Origin of the sequence: Mumia sp. ZJ430, assembly GCF_011751845.1 — a bacterium.
Classification (GTDB): domain Bacteria; phylum Actinomycetota; class Actinomycetes; order Propionibacteriales; family Nocardioidaceae; genus Mumia.
On the sequence record NZ_JAAHFK010000001.1, the window covers coordinates 537,706 to 552,517 of the forward strand.

General features: G+C 70.9%; 18 protein-coding genes. 12 read left to right on the forward strand and 6 right to left on the reverse strand.

All coding sequences use genetic code 11. The features are described from left to right. Positions 1–17 precede the first annotated feature (17 nt). On the forward strand, positions 18–479 hold the full coding sequence (locus HCT63_RS02580; protein WP_167001198.1) for a GatB/YqeY domain-containing protein: 462 nt from the start codon (positions 18–20) through the stop codon (positions 477–479). Positions 480–519: 40 nt separating this feature from the next. Here the strand turns inward: HCT63_RS02580 and HCT63_RS02585 are convergent, their stop codons facing one another. Continuing rightward, positions 520–2,715 (reverse strand): transglycosylase domain-containing protein, encoded by a 2,196-nt coding sequence (locus tag HCT63_RS02585; protein ID WP_167001200.1) that lies wholly within the window; start codon positions 2,713–2,715, stop codon positions 520–522. Positions 2,716–2,872: 157 nt separating this feature from the next. Here HCT63_RS02585 and HCT63_RS02590 point away from each other — a divergent pair, with 157 nt between their 5' ends. Beyond that, a complete protein-coding gene (locus tag HCT63_RS02590; RefSeq protein ID WP_167001202.1) occupies positions 2,873–3,166 on the forward strand; it encodes a WhiB family transcriptional regulator in 294 nt (97 codons plus the stop codon). A gap of 4 nt (positions 3,167–3,170) precedes the next feature. On the opposite strand, the gene HCT63_RS02595 is transcribed toward HCT63_RS02590, so the two are convergent. Both HCT63_RS02595 and HCT63_RS02600 read right to left on the reverse strand, forming a co-directional pair. Next, positions 3,171–4,352, reverse strand: a complete 1,182-nt coding sequence (locus tag HCT63_RS02595) for an ArsA-related P-loop ATPase (RefSeq protein ID WP_208322297.1) — start codon at positions 4,350–4,352, stop codon at positions 3,171–3,173. 71 nt (positions 4,353–4,423) lie between these two features. Then, entirely contained in the window at positions 4,424–5,395 is a 972-nt protein-coding gene (locus tag HCT63_RS02600; RefSeq protein ID WP_167001205.1) for an ArsA-related P-loop ATPase, read from the reverse strand. Positions 5,396–5,455: 60 nt separating this feature from the next. Here HCT63_RS02600 and HCT63_RS02605 point away from each other — a divergent pair, with 60 nt between their 5' ends. From HCT63_RS02605 to HCT63_RS02620, 4 genes are read left to right on the forward strand one after another with little or no spacing between them, the layout of a single operon-like run. Beyond that, positions 5,456–5,617, forward strand: a complete 162-nt coding sequence (locus tag HCT63_RS02605; protein WP_167001207.1) for a DUF4177 domain-containing protein — start codon at positions 5,456–5,458, stop codon at positions 5,615–5,617. Next, on the forward strand, positions 5,617–6,084 hold the full coding sequence (locus tag HCT63_RS02610) for a RidA family protein (protein WP_167001209.1): 468 nt from the start codon (positions 5,617–5,619) through the stop codon (positions 6,082–6,084). The genes HCT63_RS02605 and HCT63_RS02610 overlap by 1 nt, the downstream gene beginning before the upstream one ends. Then, positions 6,081–6,899 carry an NUDIX hydrolase gene (locus HCT63_RS02615; protein WP_167001211.1) on the forward strand — a complete coding sequence of 273 codons (819 nt, stop codon included), beginning with the start codon at positions 6,081–6,083 and terminating at the stop codon, positions 6,897–6,899. The genes HCT63_RS02610 and HCT63_RS02615 overlap by 4 nt, the downstream gene beginning before the upstream one ends. 13 nt (positions 6,900–6,912) lie before the next feature. Then, positions 6,913–7,704, forward strand: coding sequence for an MBL fold metallo-hydrolase (locus HCT63_RS02620; RefSeq protein WP_167001213.1), 792 nt, complete (start codon positions 6,913–6,915; stop codon positions 7,702–7,704). A 49-nt stretch (positions 7,705–7,753) separates the two neighbouring features. On the opposite strand, the gene HCT63_RS02625 is transcribed toward HCT63_RS02620, so the two are convergent. Further along, the gene (locus HCT63_RS02625) at positions 7,754–8,674 is read right to left on the reverse strand and encodes a hypothetical protein (RefSeq protein ID WP_167001215.1); all 921 of its coding nucleotides are present in this window, start codon (positions 8,672–8,674) and stop codon (positions 7,754–7,756) included. A gap of 118 nt (positions 8,675–8,792) precedes the next feature. Continuing rightward, on the reverse strand, positions 8,793–9,470 hold the full coding sequence (locus HCT63_RS02630) for a Crp/Fnr family transcriptional regulator (RefSeq protein WP_167001217.1): 678 nt from the start codon (positions 9,468–9,470) through the stop codon (positions 8,793–8,795). A gap of 128 nt (positions 9,471–9,598) precedes the next feature. Between HCT63_RS02630 and nth the strand changes: the two genes are divergently transcribed. The 6 genes from nth to HCT63_RS02660 all read left to right on the forward strand — a co-directional run bounded on the left by nth (position 9,599) and on the right by HCT63_RS02660 (position 14,316). Then, on the forward strand, positions 9,599–10,354 hold the full coding sequence (gene nth, locus HCT63_RS02635; RefSeq protein WP_243842855.1) for an endonuclease III: 756 nt from the start codon (positions 9,599–9,601) through the stop codon (positions 10,352–10,354). Further along, a complete protein-coding gene (locus HCT63_RS02640; protein WP_167001219.1) occupies positions 10,351–10,995 on the forward strand; it encodes a TlpA disulfide reductase family protein in 645 nt (214 codons plus the stop codon). Before nth ends, HCT63_RS02640 begins: the two co-directional genes overlap by 4 nt. Then, positions 10,992–11,729, forward strand: coding sequence for a CoA pyrophosphatase (locus HCT63_RS02645; RefSeq protein WP_208322232.1), 738 nt, complete (start codon positions 10,992–10,994; stop codon positions 11,727–11,729). The genes HCT63_RS02640 and HCT63_RS02645 overlap by 4 nt, the downstream gene beginning before the upstream one ends. Then, on the forward strand, positions 11,726–12,898 hold the full coding sequence (locus tag HCT63_RS02650; protein WP_167001221.1) for a MarP family serine protease: 1,173 nt from the start codon (positions 11,726–11,728) through the stop codon (positions 12,896–12,898). Before HCT63_RS02645 ends, HCT63_RS02650 begins: the two co-directional genes overlap by 4 nt. A 98-nt stretch (positions 12,899–12,996) precedes the next feature. Next, positions 12,997–13,446, forward strand: a complete 450-nt coding sequence (locus HCT63_RS02655; protein WP_167001223.1) for a hypothetical protein — start codon at positions 12,997–12,999, stop codon at positions 13,444–13,446. Between the two features lie 48 nt (positions 13,447–13,494). After that, the gene (locus HCT63_RS02660) at positions 13,495–14,316 is read left to right on the forward strand and encodes a hypothetical protein (protein ID WP_167001225.1); all 822 of its coding nucleotides are present in this window, start codon (positions 13,495–13,497) and stop codon (positions 14,314–14,316) included. On the opposite strand, the gene HCT63_RS02665 is transcribed toward HCT63_RS02660, so the two are convergent. Continuing rightward, positions 14,306–14,812 (reverse strand): phage holin family protein, encoded by a 507-nt coding sequence (locus tag HCT63_RS02665; protein ID WP_167001227.1) that lies wholly within the window; start codon positions 14,810–14,812, stop codon positions 14,306–14,308. The two genes, HCT63_RS02660 and HCT63_RS02665, sit on opposite strands and share 11 nt — an antisense overlap.

Sequence of the window (14,812 nt, forward strand, 5' to 3'; positions counted from 1 at the left end):
TGGGCGATGATGGGGGCATGAGCGAGCTCAAGGATCGGCTGCGACAGGACCTCACCACCTCCATCAAGGAGCGCGACAGTCTGCGCGCGTCGACGCTGCGCATGGTGCTGTCCGCCGTGAGCCGTGCGGAGACAGCCGGTACGGAGGCCAAGGAGCTCACCGACGACGAGGTGCAGCGCGTCATCACCTCGGAGTCCAAGAAGCGCCGAGAGGCCGCCGAGGCGTACGACTCCGGCAACCGTCCCGAGCTGGCGCAGAAGGAGCGCGATGAGGCCGTGATCCTCGCCGAGTACCTTCCCGCGCAGCTCAGTGTGGACGAGGTGCGCGCCCTCGTGTCCGACGCGATCACCGAGGCTGGTGTCGCGGACGAGGGCATGCGCGGCATGGGCAAGGTGATGGGGCTTCTCAAGCCCCGTACGGAGGGCCGCGTCGACGGTGCCGCACTCGCGGCCGAGGTCCGTACGCAGCTCGGCGCCTGAGGCCGGCACCCACCCTCATCACCGGGTCAACTGAGCGCGGTCACTCGTCGTCGCCGCGGCCTCCGCCGCCACCACCGTTGCCGCCGTTGCCACGACCCGGTCGGTCGTTGCCGCCGTCGCCGCCACCGTCGCCCTTCTTGTCCTTCTTCGGCTCCTTCTTCGGCGCGCGAGGCGTGTCCGCGGGTGCAGCGCCGAGGCTGCCGGGGCTGTTGAAGTTGGCGTACGGCAGGTCGTCCTGGATCGCGCGCATCGTGTCGGCCCACATCGGACCAGCCAGCGCGGCGCCGCCGACGGAGTTGAACGACATCGTGGTGCCGTTGAGCGCGGTGCCGATCAGCGACTTCCAGTGGCCGTCGCGGTTGGCGCCGGCGATCATCGACGACGTCACGAGCTTGGGCGTGTAGCCCATGTACCAGACGGCACGGCTCGCCTGGGTCGTGCCCGTCTTCGCCGCGGACGGTTTGTTGAGCTGCAGCGCCGAGCCGAACCCGCCGGACGACTGGACGCCGCGCAGGATCTGGTTCATCGAGTCGGCGGCCGCCTGCGACAGGACCTTCTCGCAGGCCGGCTTGTAGTCCATGACCGTCTCGCCGTCGGGGCCGGTGATCGCGGTGATCGGCATTGGCTTGCAGTACTCGCCGCGTGCCGGGAACGTCGCGTACGCCGCTGCCATGTCGAGCGGGCTCACGTCGAGCGTACCGAGCGTGAACGACGGGAAGGTGTCGTCGACGTCCTCGACGGGCATGCCCATCTTCTTGGCCATCTTGGTGGTCGCGCAGAGCCCGACGAGGCGCTCGAGCTGGGCGAAGTAGGTGTTGACCGACTGGCGGAGCCCGCGGGTCATGTCGAAGCCGCCGGCTCCGGTCGAGTTGCTGACCTGCCACGACCCCGCACCCTGGCTGTCGCACTGCGAGAACCCGCTGATGTTCATCGACTGCGGCGAGTTGAAGAAGGTCGACGTCGGGTAGCCCTTGTCGAGCGCGGCGGCAGCGGTGAACACCTTGAACGTCGAGCCGGCCTGGAACCCGTTGGCGCCGCCGAGCGCCTTGGGCACCGTGTAGTTGATGTAGGTCTGGCCGGCCTTCTTGCTGTTGCCCATCGGCCGCGACTGCGCGAGCGCACGCACCGCGCCGGTGCCGGGGACCACGAGAGCCTGAGCGCCGATCGCATTGTCGGTCGGCGACACGCGGTTCTCGACCGAGTTGTCAGCCGCCTTCTGGAACTTCGGCTCCAGCGTCGTCTTGATCGTCAGGCCACCGGTCTCGATGCGGTGGAGGCGCTCGTCCTCGTTCTTGCCGAGCGACTTGTCCTGGAGCAGGTAGCGGCGGACGTAGTCGCAGAAGAACGGCGCCTTGGTGCTCACGCAGCCGTTGGAGAAGGTCGTGATCTTGAGCCCGAGCGGCTGACCCATCGCGGTCCTGGCGACCTCGGGTGTGATGAGGCCCTGCGCCTGCATCGTCGACAGCACGATGTTGCGTCGGCGCAGCGCGTTCTCGGGGTAGGTCACCGGGTCGTACTCGACCGGGTTCTTGACGAGACCTGCCAGCGTCGCCGCCTGCGTCAGGTCGAGGTCGGCGGCACTGACAGAGAAGTAGTGCCGGGCTGCGGCGCCGATGCCGTACGTGCCGTCACCGAAGTAGGAGATGTTGAGGTAGTTCTCGAGGATCTGCTGCTTGCTGTGCTTCTCCTCGTAGCTCATCGCGTACTTGAGCTCGCGGATCTTGCGGGCCGGCGTCACCTCGGTGGCGGCCTTGCGCTCCTCGGGCGTCGCCGCCTGCTGGATGAGGATGTTCTTGACGAGCTGCTGGGTCAGCGACGAGCCACCCTGCGTCTGGCCGTCGGTCGCATTGTTGACCAGCGCGCGGACCGTGCCTTTGATGTCGATGGCGCCGTGCTCGAAGAACCGCGCGTCCTCGATCGAGACCACGGCCTGCTGCATCACGGGCGCGATCTTCGCCAGGGGGACGTCCTGGCGGTTCTGGGAGTAGAAGTAGGTGACGAGGGAGCCGTCGGCAGCCAGCACCTTGGAGCGCTGAGGGATCGGCGTCTCCCGCAGCTCGAGCGGCAACTCGTCGAACCCGCGGGCCACGCTGTTGGACGTCACACCCACGAAGGCAGCGACCGGGATCGCGAGCCCGGCGACGAGCACGCCGGCAAAAAGGCTGAGCAGCGCCATGGAACCGATCGCTCGCGCTGTGCCCATGCCGTCGTCGTCCCGATCGGTCCCCAGATTCATGGGCCCCAGGGTACGGGAGCGTGGGTGAGGCACCAAGAGATAGTCCGAAAGGACTAGTCCGAACCATCCCCAGAGGTCTGTTACATGTGTTTCGTCACCGTCAGGCTGGAGATATCACCGGCAGAGTCGGTGCACTCTCGGGGAAGGTGTCCAGATCATGACATGGAACGAATCTTGGGCGACCGTGGCCGCCTGCAAGGAATCGCAGGACGCTCTGTTCGTCAAGGGCGCGGAGCAGAACCGCGCCAAGCAGCTGTGCCGGTCCTGTCCGGTCAAGCTCGAGTGCCTCGCCGAGGCCCTCGACAACGACATCGAGTGGGGGATCTGGGGCGGGATGACCGAGCGGGAGCGTCGCGCGCTGCTGCGTCGTCGTCCGAACGTGACCTCGTGGCGCACGCTGCTCGAAGCCGCCCGCACGAGCCAGCCGTCGAAGGCGCCTGCGCTCGTCTGATCTGCTACGCGATCGTCGCCGGCGCGCCCAGCAGCTCACCGATCGCTGCCAGGCCGTCGAGGTCGTGCACGTCTGTCGCGAGGGCGGGCACCTCGACCCTTCGTACGCGCGGGTGCGCGGCCGCGAATCCCATGACCACCCGGCGCTCGCGCTCGGCGACACGCTCGCCGCGGGCGTGCACGTCCAGCAGGGCGGCGACCGCCTCGTCGTCGGGCGTCGCCCGAGGCCGCGCCCGGAGCCGCCGTGCCGCGGCGTGCGCCTCGTCGCCGTCGAGCAGCAGCTCGGGCGTCGTCATCCGGTTGACGACCAGCCCGGCGAGCGGCATCGCCTCTTGGCCGAGCCGCTCCACGAAGTACGACGCCTCTCGCATGGCGGCCGGCTCCGGCGACGCGACGACGAGGAACGCCGTGCCCGAGTCCTGCAGCAGCGCGTACGTGGCCTCGGCGCGCTGACGGAATCCGCCGAACAGCGTGTCGAACGCGGCCACGAACGTCTGCACGTCGGTCAGCACCTGGGCGCCGAGGAGCTTGTTGAGCGCGGTCGTGACGATGCCGAACCCGGCGGAGAACAGCTTGGCCGGGCCCTTCGCGGGCGCGAGCAGGAGGCGGATCAGCCGTCCGTCGAGCAACGAGGACAACCGCTCGGGTGCATCGAGGAAGTCGAGCGCCGAACGCGAGGGTGGGGTGTCGACGACGATGAGGTCCCACCGGCGATCCTCGCCCTCGCCGCCCGCGACCGCCTCGGCGTGGAGCTGCCCGAGCTTCTCCATCGCCATGTACTCCTGCGTGCCCGCGAACGAGCTCGAGAGCGCCTGGTAGAAGGGGTTCGCGAGGATCTGCGCGGCCTTCTCCGGCGAGGCGTGGGCCTCCACGACCTCGTCGAAGGTCCGCTTCATGTCGAGCATCATCGCGTCGAGCGAGCCGCCGTCGGCGCCGGCCTCCTTCACCGGGCGCGGCACGTTGTCGAGCTCGGTCAACCCCAGCGACTGCGCGAGACGCCGCGCCGGGTCGATGGTGAGCACGCACACGCGCCGCCCCCGCGCTGCGGCACGCAACGCGAGCGCGGCGGACGTCGTCGTCTTGCCGACCCCGCCCGAGCCGCAGCACACGATGATCTCGGTGGTCGAGTCGTCGAGGACCGCGTCGACGTCGAGGACGGGCGCCGGCGCGCCGGCGGGACCGGCCAGCGTGCGCGTCCGGGAGGGCGTACGGGGCTTCGGCGCGGTGTGCGAGGCGCGGCCGCCCGACCCGGCCGGGCTCACCGGGCGCCTCCGTCGACGAGGAGCGCGCCGAGCGCGAAGAGGCCGGCGAGATCGACCCCGTCCTCGAGGTGCGGGAGCTCCACGACCGGGGCACCCGCCTCGGTGAGGACCGCGCGCTGGTGCGCCTGCAGGCGCTGGCGCCCCACGTGCTGGCGTCCCTCGTCGAGCAGCGCCGCACTCGCGCCGGCGTCGACCTCGAGGTCGGCCCGTCGCAGGCTGCGGGTGACGGCGGCGCCGCTCAGGGCGCCGCTCGCGACGCGTTCCGCGGCCTCGTCGGTCAGTGGGGACGGGAGGACCTGGTTGACGATCACGTGGCCGATCCCCAGCTCGACGTCGGTCAGCTCGTTGATCGCGTCCATCGTCTCCTGCACCGGCATCTCCTCGAGGAGCGTGACGAGGTGCACGGCCGTACGCCGTGACCGCATCATCGTCATGATCGAGTCGGCCTGGCGCTTGACCGGACCCACCTTCGCCAGACCGGCGACCTCGCTGTTGACGTTGAGGAACCGCGCGATCCGGCCGGTCGGCGGAGCGTCGAGCACCACGGCGTCGTACGTGTAGGAGCCGTCGTCCTCGCGGCGCCGCACCGCCTCGTACACCTTGCCGGTGAGCAGGACGTCGCGGACGCCTGGCGCGATCGTCGTCGCGAAGTCGATCACCCCGAAGCGGTCGAGCGCCCGCCCGGCACGGCCGAGCCGGTAGAACATCGCGAGGTACTCCAGGAGTGCCGCCTCGGCATCGATCGCCAGCGCGTACACCGCCCCGTCGTCGGAGGCCGCGACCTGGCGCTCCTCGTACGGGAGCGGGGGCACGTCGAAGAGCTGGGCGATCCCTTGGCGCCCCTCCACCTCGCACAGCAGCACCCGCCTGCCCTCGCGGGCCAGGCCGAGCGCGAGCGCGGCGGCCACGGTGCTCTTGCCCGTACCGCCCTTGCCCGTCACGACGTGCAGTCGCTTGTCGCCAGCCACGTTGTCGAGCGTAACGGCCGTCCCCGAGGGCCGAACGCGCGCGAGGGATACAGTCGGTCCATGACGCAGTGGGAGTACCTGACAGCGCCCGTCCTCGTGCACTCGACCAAGGCGATCCTCGACAACTTCGGTCGCGACGGCTGGGAGCTCGTCCAGATCGTGCCTGGGATGAACCCGGAGAACCTCGTGGCCTACTTCAAGCGCCCGGTCCAGGGGTCCTGATGCCGACGCCCGAGGAGAACCTCGCCGAGCTCGGCCTGACGCTCCCCGCCGTCGTCCCGCCGGTGGCCGCGTACGTGCCCGCGGTGCGGACGGGGTCGTACGTCTACACCTCCGGCCAGCTCCCGGTGCGCGACGGGGCGTTGGTCAAGGTCGGCAAGGTCGGTGCGGACGTGACGGCGGAGGAGGCGTACGAGTGCGCGCGGCTGTGCGCCCTCAACGCCCTCGCAGCGGTCGCGTCGCAGGCCGGCGGCGACCTCTCGCGTGTCGCCCGGGTCGTGAAGGCCGTCGTGTTCGTCGCGAGCACCCCAGACTTCACCGGGCAGCCCTCGGTCGCCAACGGCGCCAGCGAGCTGTTGGGTGCCGTCTTCGGTGAGACCGGTGCCCACGCCCGTAGCGCGGTCGGAGTGACCGTCCTGCCGCTCGATGCGCCGGTGGAGGTCGAGCTCGTCGTCGAGCTGACCGCATGATCCGGCGGGTCCCTGTCCCGCCCTCGCTGGCCGAGCATGCCGCCACCGCGCGCACCGACGCCGTGCCGCCGAAGGATGCGGCGACGGTCGTGCTGCTGCGTGACGGCGTGTACGGTGTCGAGGCATACCTGATGCGGCGGCAGCGCTCGATGGCCTTCGCGCCGGGCATGTACGTCTTCCCGGGTGGCGGCGTGGACCCGCGGGACTCCGACGTCGACGTCACGTGGGCCGGTCCGACTCCGCAGCAGTGGGCCGACCGCTTCGGGTGCGACACGGCCGTGGCCCGTGCGCTTGTGTGCGCCGCCGTACGCGAGACGTTCGAGGAGGCCGGGGTCCTGCTCGCAGGTCCGGACTCCGACACGGTCGTCTCCGACACCAGCGGTGCCGACTGGGAAGCCGACCGGCAGGCGCTGGAGTCGCACACGCTGGCGTTCTCCGACTTCCTTGCGCGCCGCGAGCTCGTGCTCCGTACGGACCTGCTGGCGGCGTGGACGCACTGGATCACGCCGGTGTTCGAGCCGAAGCGCTACGACACGCGCTTCTTCGTCGCCGTGATGCCGCACGGGCAGCGCGTCGGCACGCTGACCGGCGAGGCCGACCACGCCTCGTGGATGCCGCTGCGCGCGGCGCTCGCCTCGGTGGACTCCGGCGAGATGGCGATGCTCCCGCCGACGGCGATCACGTGCAACGAGATCGCGGCGATGCCGTCCGCGGACGCCGTGCTCGCGTCGGCGGGCGCTCGGACCATCGTGCCGATCGAGCCGCGGCTGGTCGAGATCGACGGAACCCTCTACCTGGAGTCGGAGCAGCCATGACGGAGTGCTGGACATGACCGAACGGTGGGACGGCGGGACCGTGAGCGCGTGGGCGACCTGCCTGCGCGAGGACAACCCCGGCCACATGACGCTGGACGGCACCAACACGTGGGTCCTGCGGGCGCCGGGCGCCGGCCCCGACGCGCAGTCGATCGTCGTCGATCCCGGCGAGCTCGACGAGCCGCACCTGCGCCGCGTCCTGGAGGCGGCGGCGCCGGTCGGGGTCGTGCTGCTGACCCACCGCCACCACGACCACGCGGACGGCGCGGCCCGCTTTGCCGAGCTGGCCGCGGCGCCCGTACGGGCCTTCGACCCGGCGCTGTGCGTGGAGGCCGACCCGCTGAGCGACGGCGAGGTCATCGAGATCGACGGCGTCCGTCTCGAGGTCTTCGCGACGCCAGGTCACACCACGGACTCGGCGTCGTTCCTGCTGCGCGAGGACGCCGCGCTGCTGTCGGGTGACACGGTGCTGGGGCGAGGGTCGACGGTCGTCGCCTACCCGGACGGCGCGCTCGGCCCGTACCTCGACTCGCTCGGCGCCCTGCGCTCTGCTGCGGCGTCCGTCGGGGGGCCGGTCCGGCTCTACCCGGGGCACGGGCCCGCGCTGTCCGACGCGGTCGCGGTTCTCGATGCGTACGCGGCGCACCGCCAGGAGCGGCTCGCGCAGGTCCGCGCTGCCGTCGACGCCGGCGCGGTCACCGCGGACGACGTCGTGCGGATGGTCTACGCCGATGTGGACCAGGCCCTGTGGCCCGCGGCGACGCTTTCTGTACAGGCACAGCTGGCCTACCTCCGCGACGCCTAGCCTCGGGTCGGTTCCTGCGCGCCCCGGGTCGGTTCCTGCGCGCCCCGGGTCACCATCGTCGCGGCTGCGGCGTGATCCCGAGCAGCGCGCCGAGTTCGCGCTCGAAGGCAGTGTCCTCGCCGAAGATGCGTTCGCGCGTCCCGATCACGAAGCGCCACCCGTACCGCTTCTCGAAGTAGCCTCTGCGGCCGACGTCGTGTGCCTTCGCCGCGTCGGTCGTGTGGAACTCGCGGCCGTCGTACTCGGAGGCGATCAGCAGCTCGCGGTAGCCCATGTCGAAGTAGCGATCGCGCCCCCACTCGTCCACGACGTGGAGACGCGTACGGGGACGGGGGAACCCGGCGTCGGTGATGCGCAGCCGTTGCCAAGACTCGCCGGCGGACTCCGCTCCGGGATCCACGAGCTGGGCGAGCTCCCGCGCCTGGGGTGCGCCGCGAAGGCCGCGGAGCTCGTCGACGTACTCGACGAGCTCGCCGAGCTCGACCAGCTCGGCACGAGCCATGCCGTCGGCCGCGGCCAGCGCGTACGGGCGCCACTGTCCACGGAGCAGGTCCGACGCCGTACGTAGGGGAGTGGTCACACGGATGCCCGCGATCTCCGTGATGTCCGACTCCGGCAGGTGTACGGCTTGTCGAGCCCGTACGCCGTCCGCGCGCACCCGTCCCACACCGTGCGGAGTGAGCAGGGTCGGCGTCAGAAGGTGCCGCTCGCTGGGTCGGAAGGTGTCCACCCCGTACAGCCAGGAGGCGAAGCAGTCGCAGACGATCACGTGCGCCGGAGTGACGAGCGCCGTCGCCTCGACGCGGAGCATCCGGGTGTCGGGTACCCGTCCGTCCACGTAGACGGACTTGAAGACCGACCTCAGCCTTTTCGCGGCGATGGCGCGGCGGAGGTCCTTCTCGCCGGGGAAGCCGGCTTCGACGTGGTCGCGGCTCCGGAACGGCCGGCCGTCGTGGATGAGCGTGGGCATCGCCTCATCGAACAGGGACCTGGCTCATCGGCGTCAGCGAAATCCACAGGCTCCGGGCAGACGGTGACCCCGGGGCCGCAGACGGTGACCCGGGAGGCGCAGAAAGTGACCCGGGGCGTTAGCGGGCGCGCTTGGCCAGGCGGTCGGGCTCGATGATGACGACCGAGCGCGGCTCCAGACGGAGCCAGCCGCGCATCGCGAAGTCGGCGAGCGCCTTGTTGACGGTCTCGCGCGAGGCGCCGACGAGCTGCGCCAGCTCCTCCTGCGTGAGGTCGTGGTGGACGTGGATGCCGTCGTCGGCCTTGCGCCCGAAGCGCTGCGAGAGGTCGATGAGCGCCTTCGCGACACGGCCCGGGACGTCGGAGAACACGAGGTCCGCCACGACGTCGTTCGTACGACGCAGCCGCGAGGCCAGCTGGTGAAGCAGCGCGCGGGAGACGTTGGGGTGGTCGTTGAGCCACTTCGTGAGCTCGTCGTGCCCGAGGCTGTTGAGCTCGGAGTCGGTCACTGCCGTCGCGGTCGCCGAGCGCGGGCCCGGGTCGAACAGGCTCAGCTCACCGAACATCTGGCCCGGGCCCAGGATCGCGAGGAGGTTCTCGCGGCCGTCGGCCGAGCTGCGTCCGAGCTTGATCTTGCCGTCGGTGACGATGTACAGCCGGTCGCCCTCGTCGCCCTCGTGAAAGAGCACCTCTCCACGGCGCAGACGCGTAGCCGACATCTGCGAGCCGAGCGACTCAGCGGCCTCATCGTCCAGACCGGAGAAGAGCGGTGCCTGTCGAAGTACGTCGTTGTCCACGGGTTCTCCTTGACCGAAATGTTGTGTCACGCCCCCTCAGTCTCCCTCATCTGGGCAACTCGGCGCCACCGGCGGCCTCGCACGTCGTCCTGGGGATGCATGTCGCCCCTGACCCGTACCCTGGGCTCGTGCCCAAGACCACACCCGCTCGCCCCGCGAAGTCGAAGCTTCCCGAGGTGCCGGCGCCGCCGACGGCGCTGGTGCGGCGCGCCCGCAAGAACGACCGCGTCCTCGCCGAGACCTATCCCGACGCCGACATCGAGCTCGACTTCGACGACCCGTTCCAGCTGCTCGTCGTCACGGTCCTCTCGGCGCAGACGACCGATCGCCGGGTCAACGCGGTGCGGCCGCTGCTCTTCGGACGTTATCCCGACGCCCGCGCGCTCGCGGAGGCCGACCGGGCCCACGTCGAGGAGATCATCAAGCCGACGGGCTTCTTCCGCGCCAAGTCCGAGCGCATCATCGCGCTCGCGACCGCGCTCGTCGACCGCTACGACGGTGAGGTGCCGCCGCGCATGGACGACCTCACGACGCTCCCCGGGGTCGGCCGCAAGACGGCGAACGTCGTCCTCGGCAACGGCTTCGGCATCCCCGGCTTCGCCGTCGACACGCACGTGCAGCGCCTGAGCCGCAGGCTCGGATACGTCGACGCCGAGACGGTCAAAGACCCGGTCCGTACGGAGATGGTCCTCGACAAGCTCATCCCCAAGCGCGACTGGACCATGGCGAGCCAGCGGCTGATCTGGCACGGTCGCCGCTGCTGCCACGCGACCAAGCCCGCGTGCGGTGGCTGCGCGATCGCGCGCTGGTGCCCGTCCTTTGGCGAAGGCCCCACGGACCCCGACGTCGCCGCCAAGCTCCTCCGTACGGAGGGTCGCGCATGACCTCCCGGCTCACCCGCGCCGTACGCGGCGGTGCCGTCGCGCTCGCGACGGTGCTGCTGGTCGCCGGGTGCGGAGGCGACGAGCTGCGCCCCAGCGACGGTGCCGCGTCCGAGCCCGCCTCGGGCAGCTCCGCCGTCGACACCGCTGAGCTGCGTGACCTCAAGGCCGCGGCAGGCATCGAGGACTGCCCGCTCACCAACCGCCGCGGCGCCGTCGAGGGAGGCCTGCCCGGCCTCTACCTCGACTGCCTGGGCGGAGGTGCGCCGGTCAGTCTCCCGGGCCTCCCCGCGAAGCCGACCGTGGTCAACCTCTGGGCGAGCTGGTGCGGCCCTTGCCGCGACGAGCTCCCCCACCTCGCCCAGCTGCACGACGAGGCCGGCGGGCAAGTGGCCGTGCTCGGCATCGACTACAAGGACCCCGACCCTGAGGCAGCCCTGCGGCTCGCGAAGGACGCGGGTGTCACGTTCCCGCTCCTTGCCGACCCTGAGCAGACGGTTGGCAAGGCACTCGGTGTGGTCGGACTTCCCCAGACGGTCTTCGTCGCCGCCGACGGCACCGTGACGGCGACCCACCGCGCGCCCATCACCTCGTACGACCAGCTCCGCTCGCTGGTCGACGAGCACCTCGGGGTGGCGCTGTGAGTGCGCGCGACGCCGGCCTGGTCGACGACGAGGCGCTGCCGTCGTGGCTGCGCCCGCTCGCAGAGGCAGGCCGCCGTATCGACAGCCCGCGGTTCCTCTCGCCGTCGATGGCAGACGCCCCCGACGATGCGCGCCCGGCCGCCGTGCTCGTCCTGTTCGGCGAAGGCGACGCCGGACCCGACGTGCTGCTGACCGAGCGTGCCCACTCGATGCGCTCGCACGCGGGGCAGATCGCGTTCCCCGGCGGCGCCACCGATCCGGAGGACGACGGGCCGATCGGCACGGCGCTGCGCGAGGCTGAGGAGGAGGTCGGGCTCGAGCCTGACGGCGTCGACGTCTTCGCGACTCTGCCGAAGCTGTGGTTGCCCCCCAGCAACTTCGCGGTGACCCCCGTGCTCGGCTGGTGGCGTCGGCCGAGCCCGGTGCACGCCGTCGACCCGGTCGAGGTCGCGAGCGTCTTCCGCAGCCCGGTGTCCGAGCTGACCGATCCCGCTAACCGGTTCATGGTGTCGCACCCCTCGGGGTGGCTGGGGCCGGGATTCACGGTCGATCGTGGGCTCACCCTGTGGGGATTCACCGCCGGCATCGTCGCCCGGCTGTTCAGCACGGTCGGCTGGGACCGCCCGTGGAACCGCGACCGGGTGGTGCCCTACCCGCAGTCGGCCCGCGACCCCATGGTCGAGGAGATCGAGACCGACGTGTCGCGGTCCGTCGGGCGCGAGCGCCGCGGATGAACCTCATCGACGTCGTCGTCGTCCTCGTCGTCGTCGCGTACGCCGTCCTCGGATACCTGCGCGGCTTCGTCGCGGGTGCGTTCGCGATGGCGGGACTCCTCGCGGGCGGCGTGGTCGGGCTGGTCGCCGCTCCGCTGCTGCTCAGCAACCTCGATCACGGGATCCAACGGTCGCTCCTCGCAGTCGTCATCGTGCTCGTGCTCGCCTCAGCGGGCCAGGCGACCGGCTCTCACATCGGCGGTCGGCTGCGCGAGCGCGTGACGCACCCGCCGGCGCGCTCGATCGACGCCGTCGCCGGGGTCGTGCTGAGTGCCGTGGCCTCGTTGGTCGTGTGCTGGGCGCTGGGCTACGCCGTGTCGGGCTCGCAGATCCCCGGAGCCTCGACCGCCGTACGCGGCTCCAAGGTCCTCGCCGCGGTCGACTCCGTGGTGCCGCAGGGCGTGCGCGGTGCGCTGCACTCGTTCGACACGGTCGTCGACGCGACGCTGTTCCCGCGCTACCTCGAACCGTTCACTCCCGAGACGATCAAGCCCGCTGCGGCGCCCGATCCCGCTGTCCTCCAGCGGCCCGAGGTCAAGTCCGCGCGGCGCAGCGTCGCGCGCATCACCGGTCAGGCGAAATGCGACCGCGGTCTCGAAGGCTCCGGCTTCGTGTACGCGTCGGAGCGCGTCATGACCAACGCGCACGTGGTCGCAGGCGTCACACAGCCGATGGTGACGATCCGTGGGGAGTCGTACGACGCGACCGTCGTCTACTACGACCCGTCGCTCGACGTCGCCGTGCTGCGGGTGCCGGGCCTCGAGGCGCGCTCGCTCGCGTTCGACCCCGATGCCGCTCAGGGCCAGTCGGCGGCTGTCCTGGGCTTCCCCGAGAACGGGCCGTTCGATGCGCGGGCGGCGCGCATCCGGTCCGAGCAGCGCCTGCGAAGCCCTGACATCTACGGGACGACCCAGGTCGTGCGCGAGGTGTACGCCCTGCGTGCGCTGGTGCGTTCGGGCAACTCCGGTGGCCCGGTGATCTCGGAGCAGGGACGCGTGATCGGCGTCGTGTTCGCCGCGTCGATCTCCGACTCGTCGACCGGATATGCGCTGACCGCAGGGCAGGTCGGAGACGCGGCTCGTGCCGGTGCACGTGCGCTCCGTCCGGTCGATACCGGCGAGTGCGCCTGAGCGGTGGGATCGGTCGCACGGCTTAGGGTCACACCGCATTTCGTCGTGGACACCAGACCAGGAAGAATGTGCGGCGTCGACCGAACCAAAGGAGTCTTGTGAGAAGCCGCCTGCTGGCCGCAGCCGCAATCGTGACGATCCTGACGCTCCCGGCGTGCGGGGCAGACGACTCGCCGGACGACGCAGGAGGGGCCAAGACTCCTGCTGCTGCGGCGGAGACGGGCACTCTCGGCTCCGACGAGGCCGACGCGCTCGCCAAGGAGTCCGCCGAACGCGTGGTGCTCCTGTGGGCGCGCCCGGACCTGCCACTCGCGCAGTGGGTGGCCGAGCTTCGACCGCAGCTCTCGCCGGTCGCGGTCTCGGTGCTCTCGTTCGTCGACCCGTCCGTCCTCAAGCCGGCGAAGGTCGACGGCGAGTCGCACGTGATGGCGGGTTCGGCCTCGCGTGTGGTGGTCGCGGTGCCGACGACCGCCGGCGAGTACCGCGTGACGATGAGCCGGGAGACCAAGGACGCGGCGTGGGTGGTCGACCGGGTCAGCAGCCCGTAGCCGAGCGAGGCGCCCCACGGGGTCCTGCGACCGCCTAGGCTGCGGCCCATGCGTGCGTTCGTCTCGTCCCTGCTCGGTGTGCTGGCCCTCGTCACCGCCGCGGTCGCCGTGCCCGGTCTGTGGGTCGAGCGCAACATCGTCGATGAGTCCGGATACGTCGCCCTGGCCGACTCGCTGGCGGAGGACCCCGCGTTCCGCAGCGAGCTCGCCTCCACCGTCTCCGAAGGCGTCCTGCGCGGTGCAGGAGTGGACGGGGTGAGGCGACAGCTGGCCGAGCCGGCGGTCCGTCGTGCGGCCGAGGGCATGACTGAGCTCAGTGGGTTCGACGCTGCATGGAGCGAGGTCAACCGGCAGTCCCACCGGATCAACGTCACTGACATCCCGCCCGCCGAGCTCGACGGGCGGCTCGGCGTCGACCTCACGCCGCTCGTCACCCTCGTGGCGGACGCAGCCAACCAACGTCTCGGGACGAACCTGCGCGCCCCCGGTGACCTCGTCGTCGCCGTCGGCACGCCCGAGCAGCGGACGGCGCTCGATCGCGTGCGGGACATCACCGCGTGGTCGTGGACGGCGCTCGCGGTCGCCCTCGTGCTGGGCGTCGCCGCGATCGTGACGGCACGCCGTCGCGGCACGGCGCTGATCGTGATGGGAGCGGGCCTCGTCGTGCTCGCGGTCGTGGAGCAGATCGCGGCGGTGAGCGGCGGCGGGCTCGTCGTCGATCAGGTGGCGCAGAGCGCAGGGTTCGGTCGCGCGTTGATGGAGCAGCTGCACGATGCCGTCGTGGCCTCGTACGGGCTCTGGATGCTCGTCCTCGGGGCGCTCGGTGTGGTGTCGGTCGTCGCCGGCGTCGTGGTCCGCGTCAGGACGTGAGGCGCTTGCCGTCGGTGTCGGCGGTTGCCGGTGACACCGCGGCCTCGGGAAGATCGATCGTCGTCCGCGGGTCGGTCTTGCCCTTGAGCGCGTTCGGGATCTCCTGGACCGTCGCGATCGTCTTCTCCGGGGCCTTCACCTTTTTGAGGAAGCGGATTCCGACGAGCGCGAAGACGACGATGATCAGGATCCAGACCCCCGTCATCGCGAGGAAGCCCCACGTGAAGGCCAGGGGGACGTCGCGGTTGAAGAGCCACGCGAAGAAGAAGCCGCCGGCCATCGACAGCATCGTCACCACGAAGAGCAGCAGCACCGCCACCGCGACGAGCAGGCCGGACCCGACCGCGCCAGACTTGACGCTGACCCGTAGCTCGGACTTCGCCAGGGCGATCTCGCCGCGAACGAGCGTCGAGAGGTCACGACTGATGTCGGAGACGAGTCGCCCGATCGTCGGCTCGCCGTCTCCTTGAGGTCCGGGTGCTGCGGGGTGGGACAT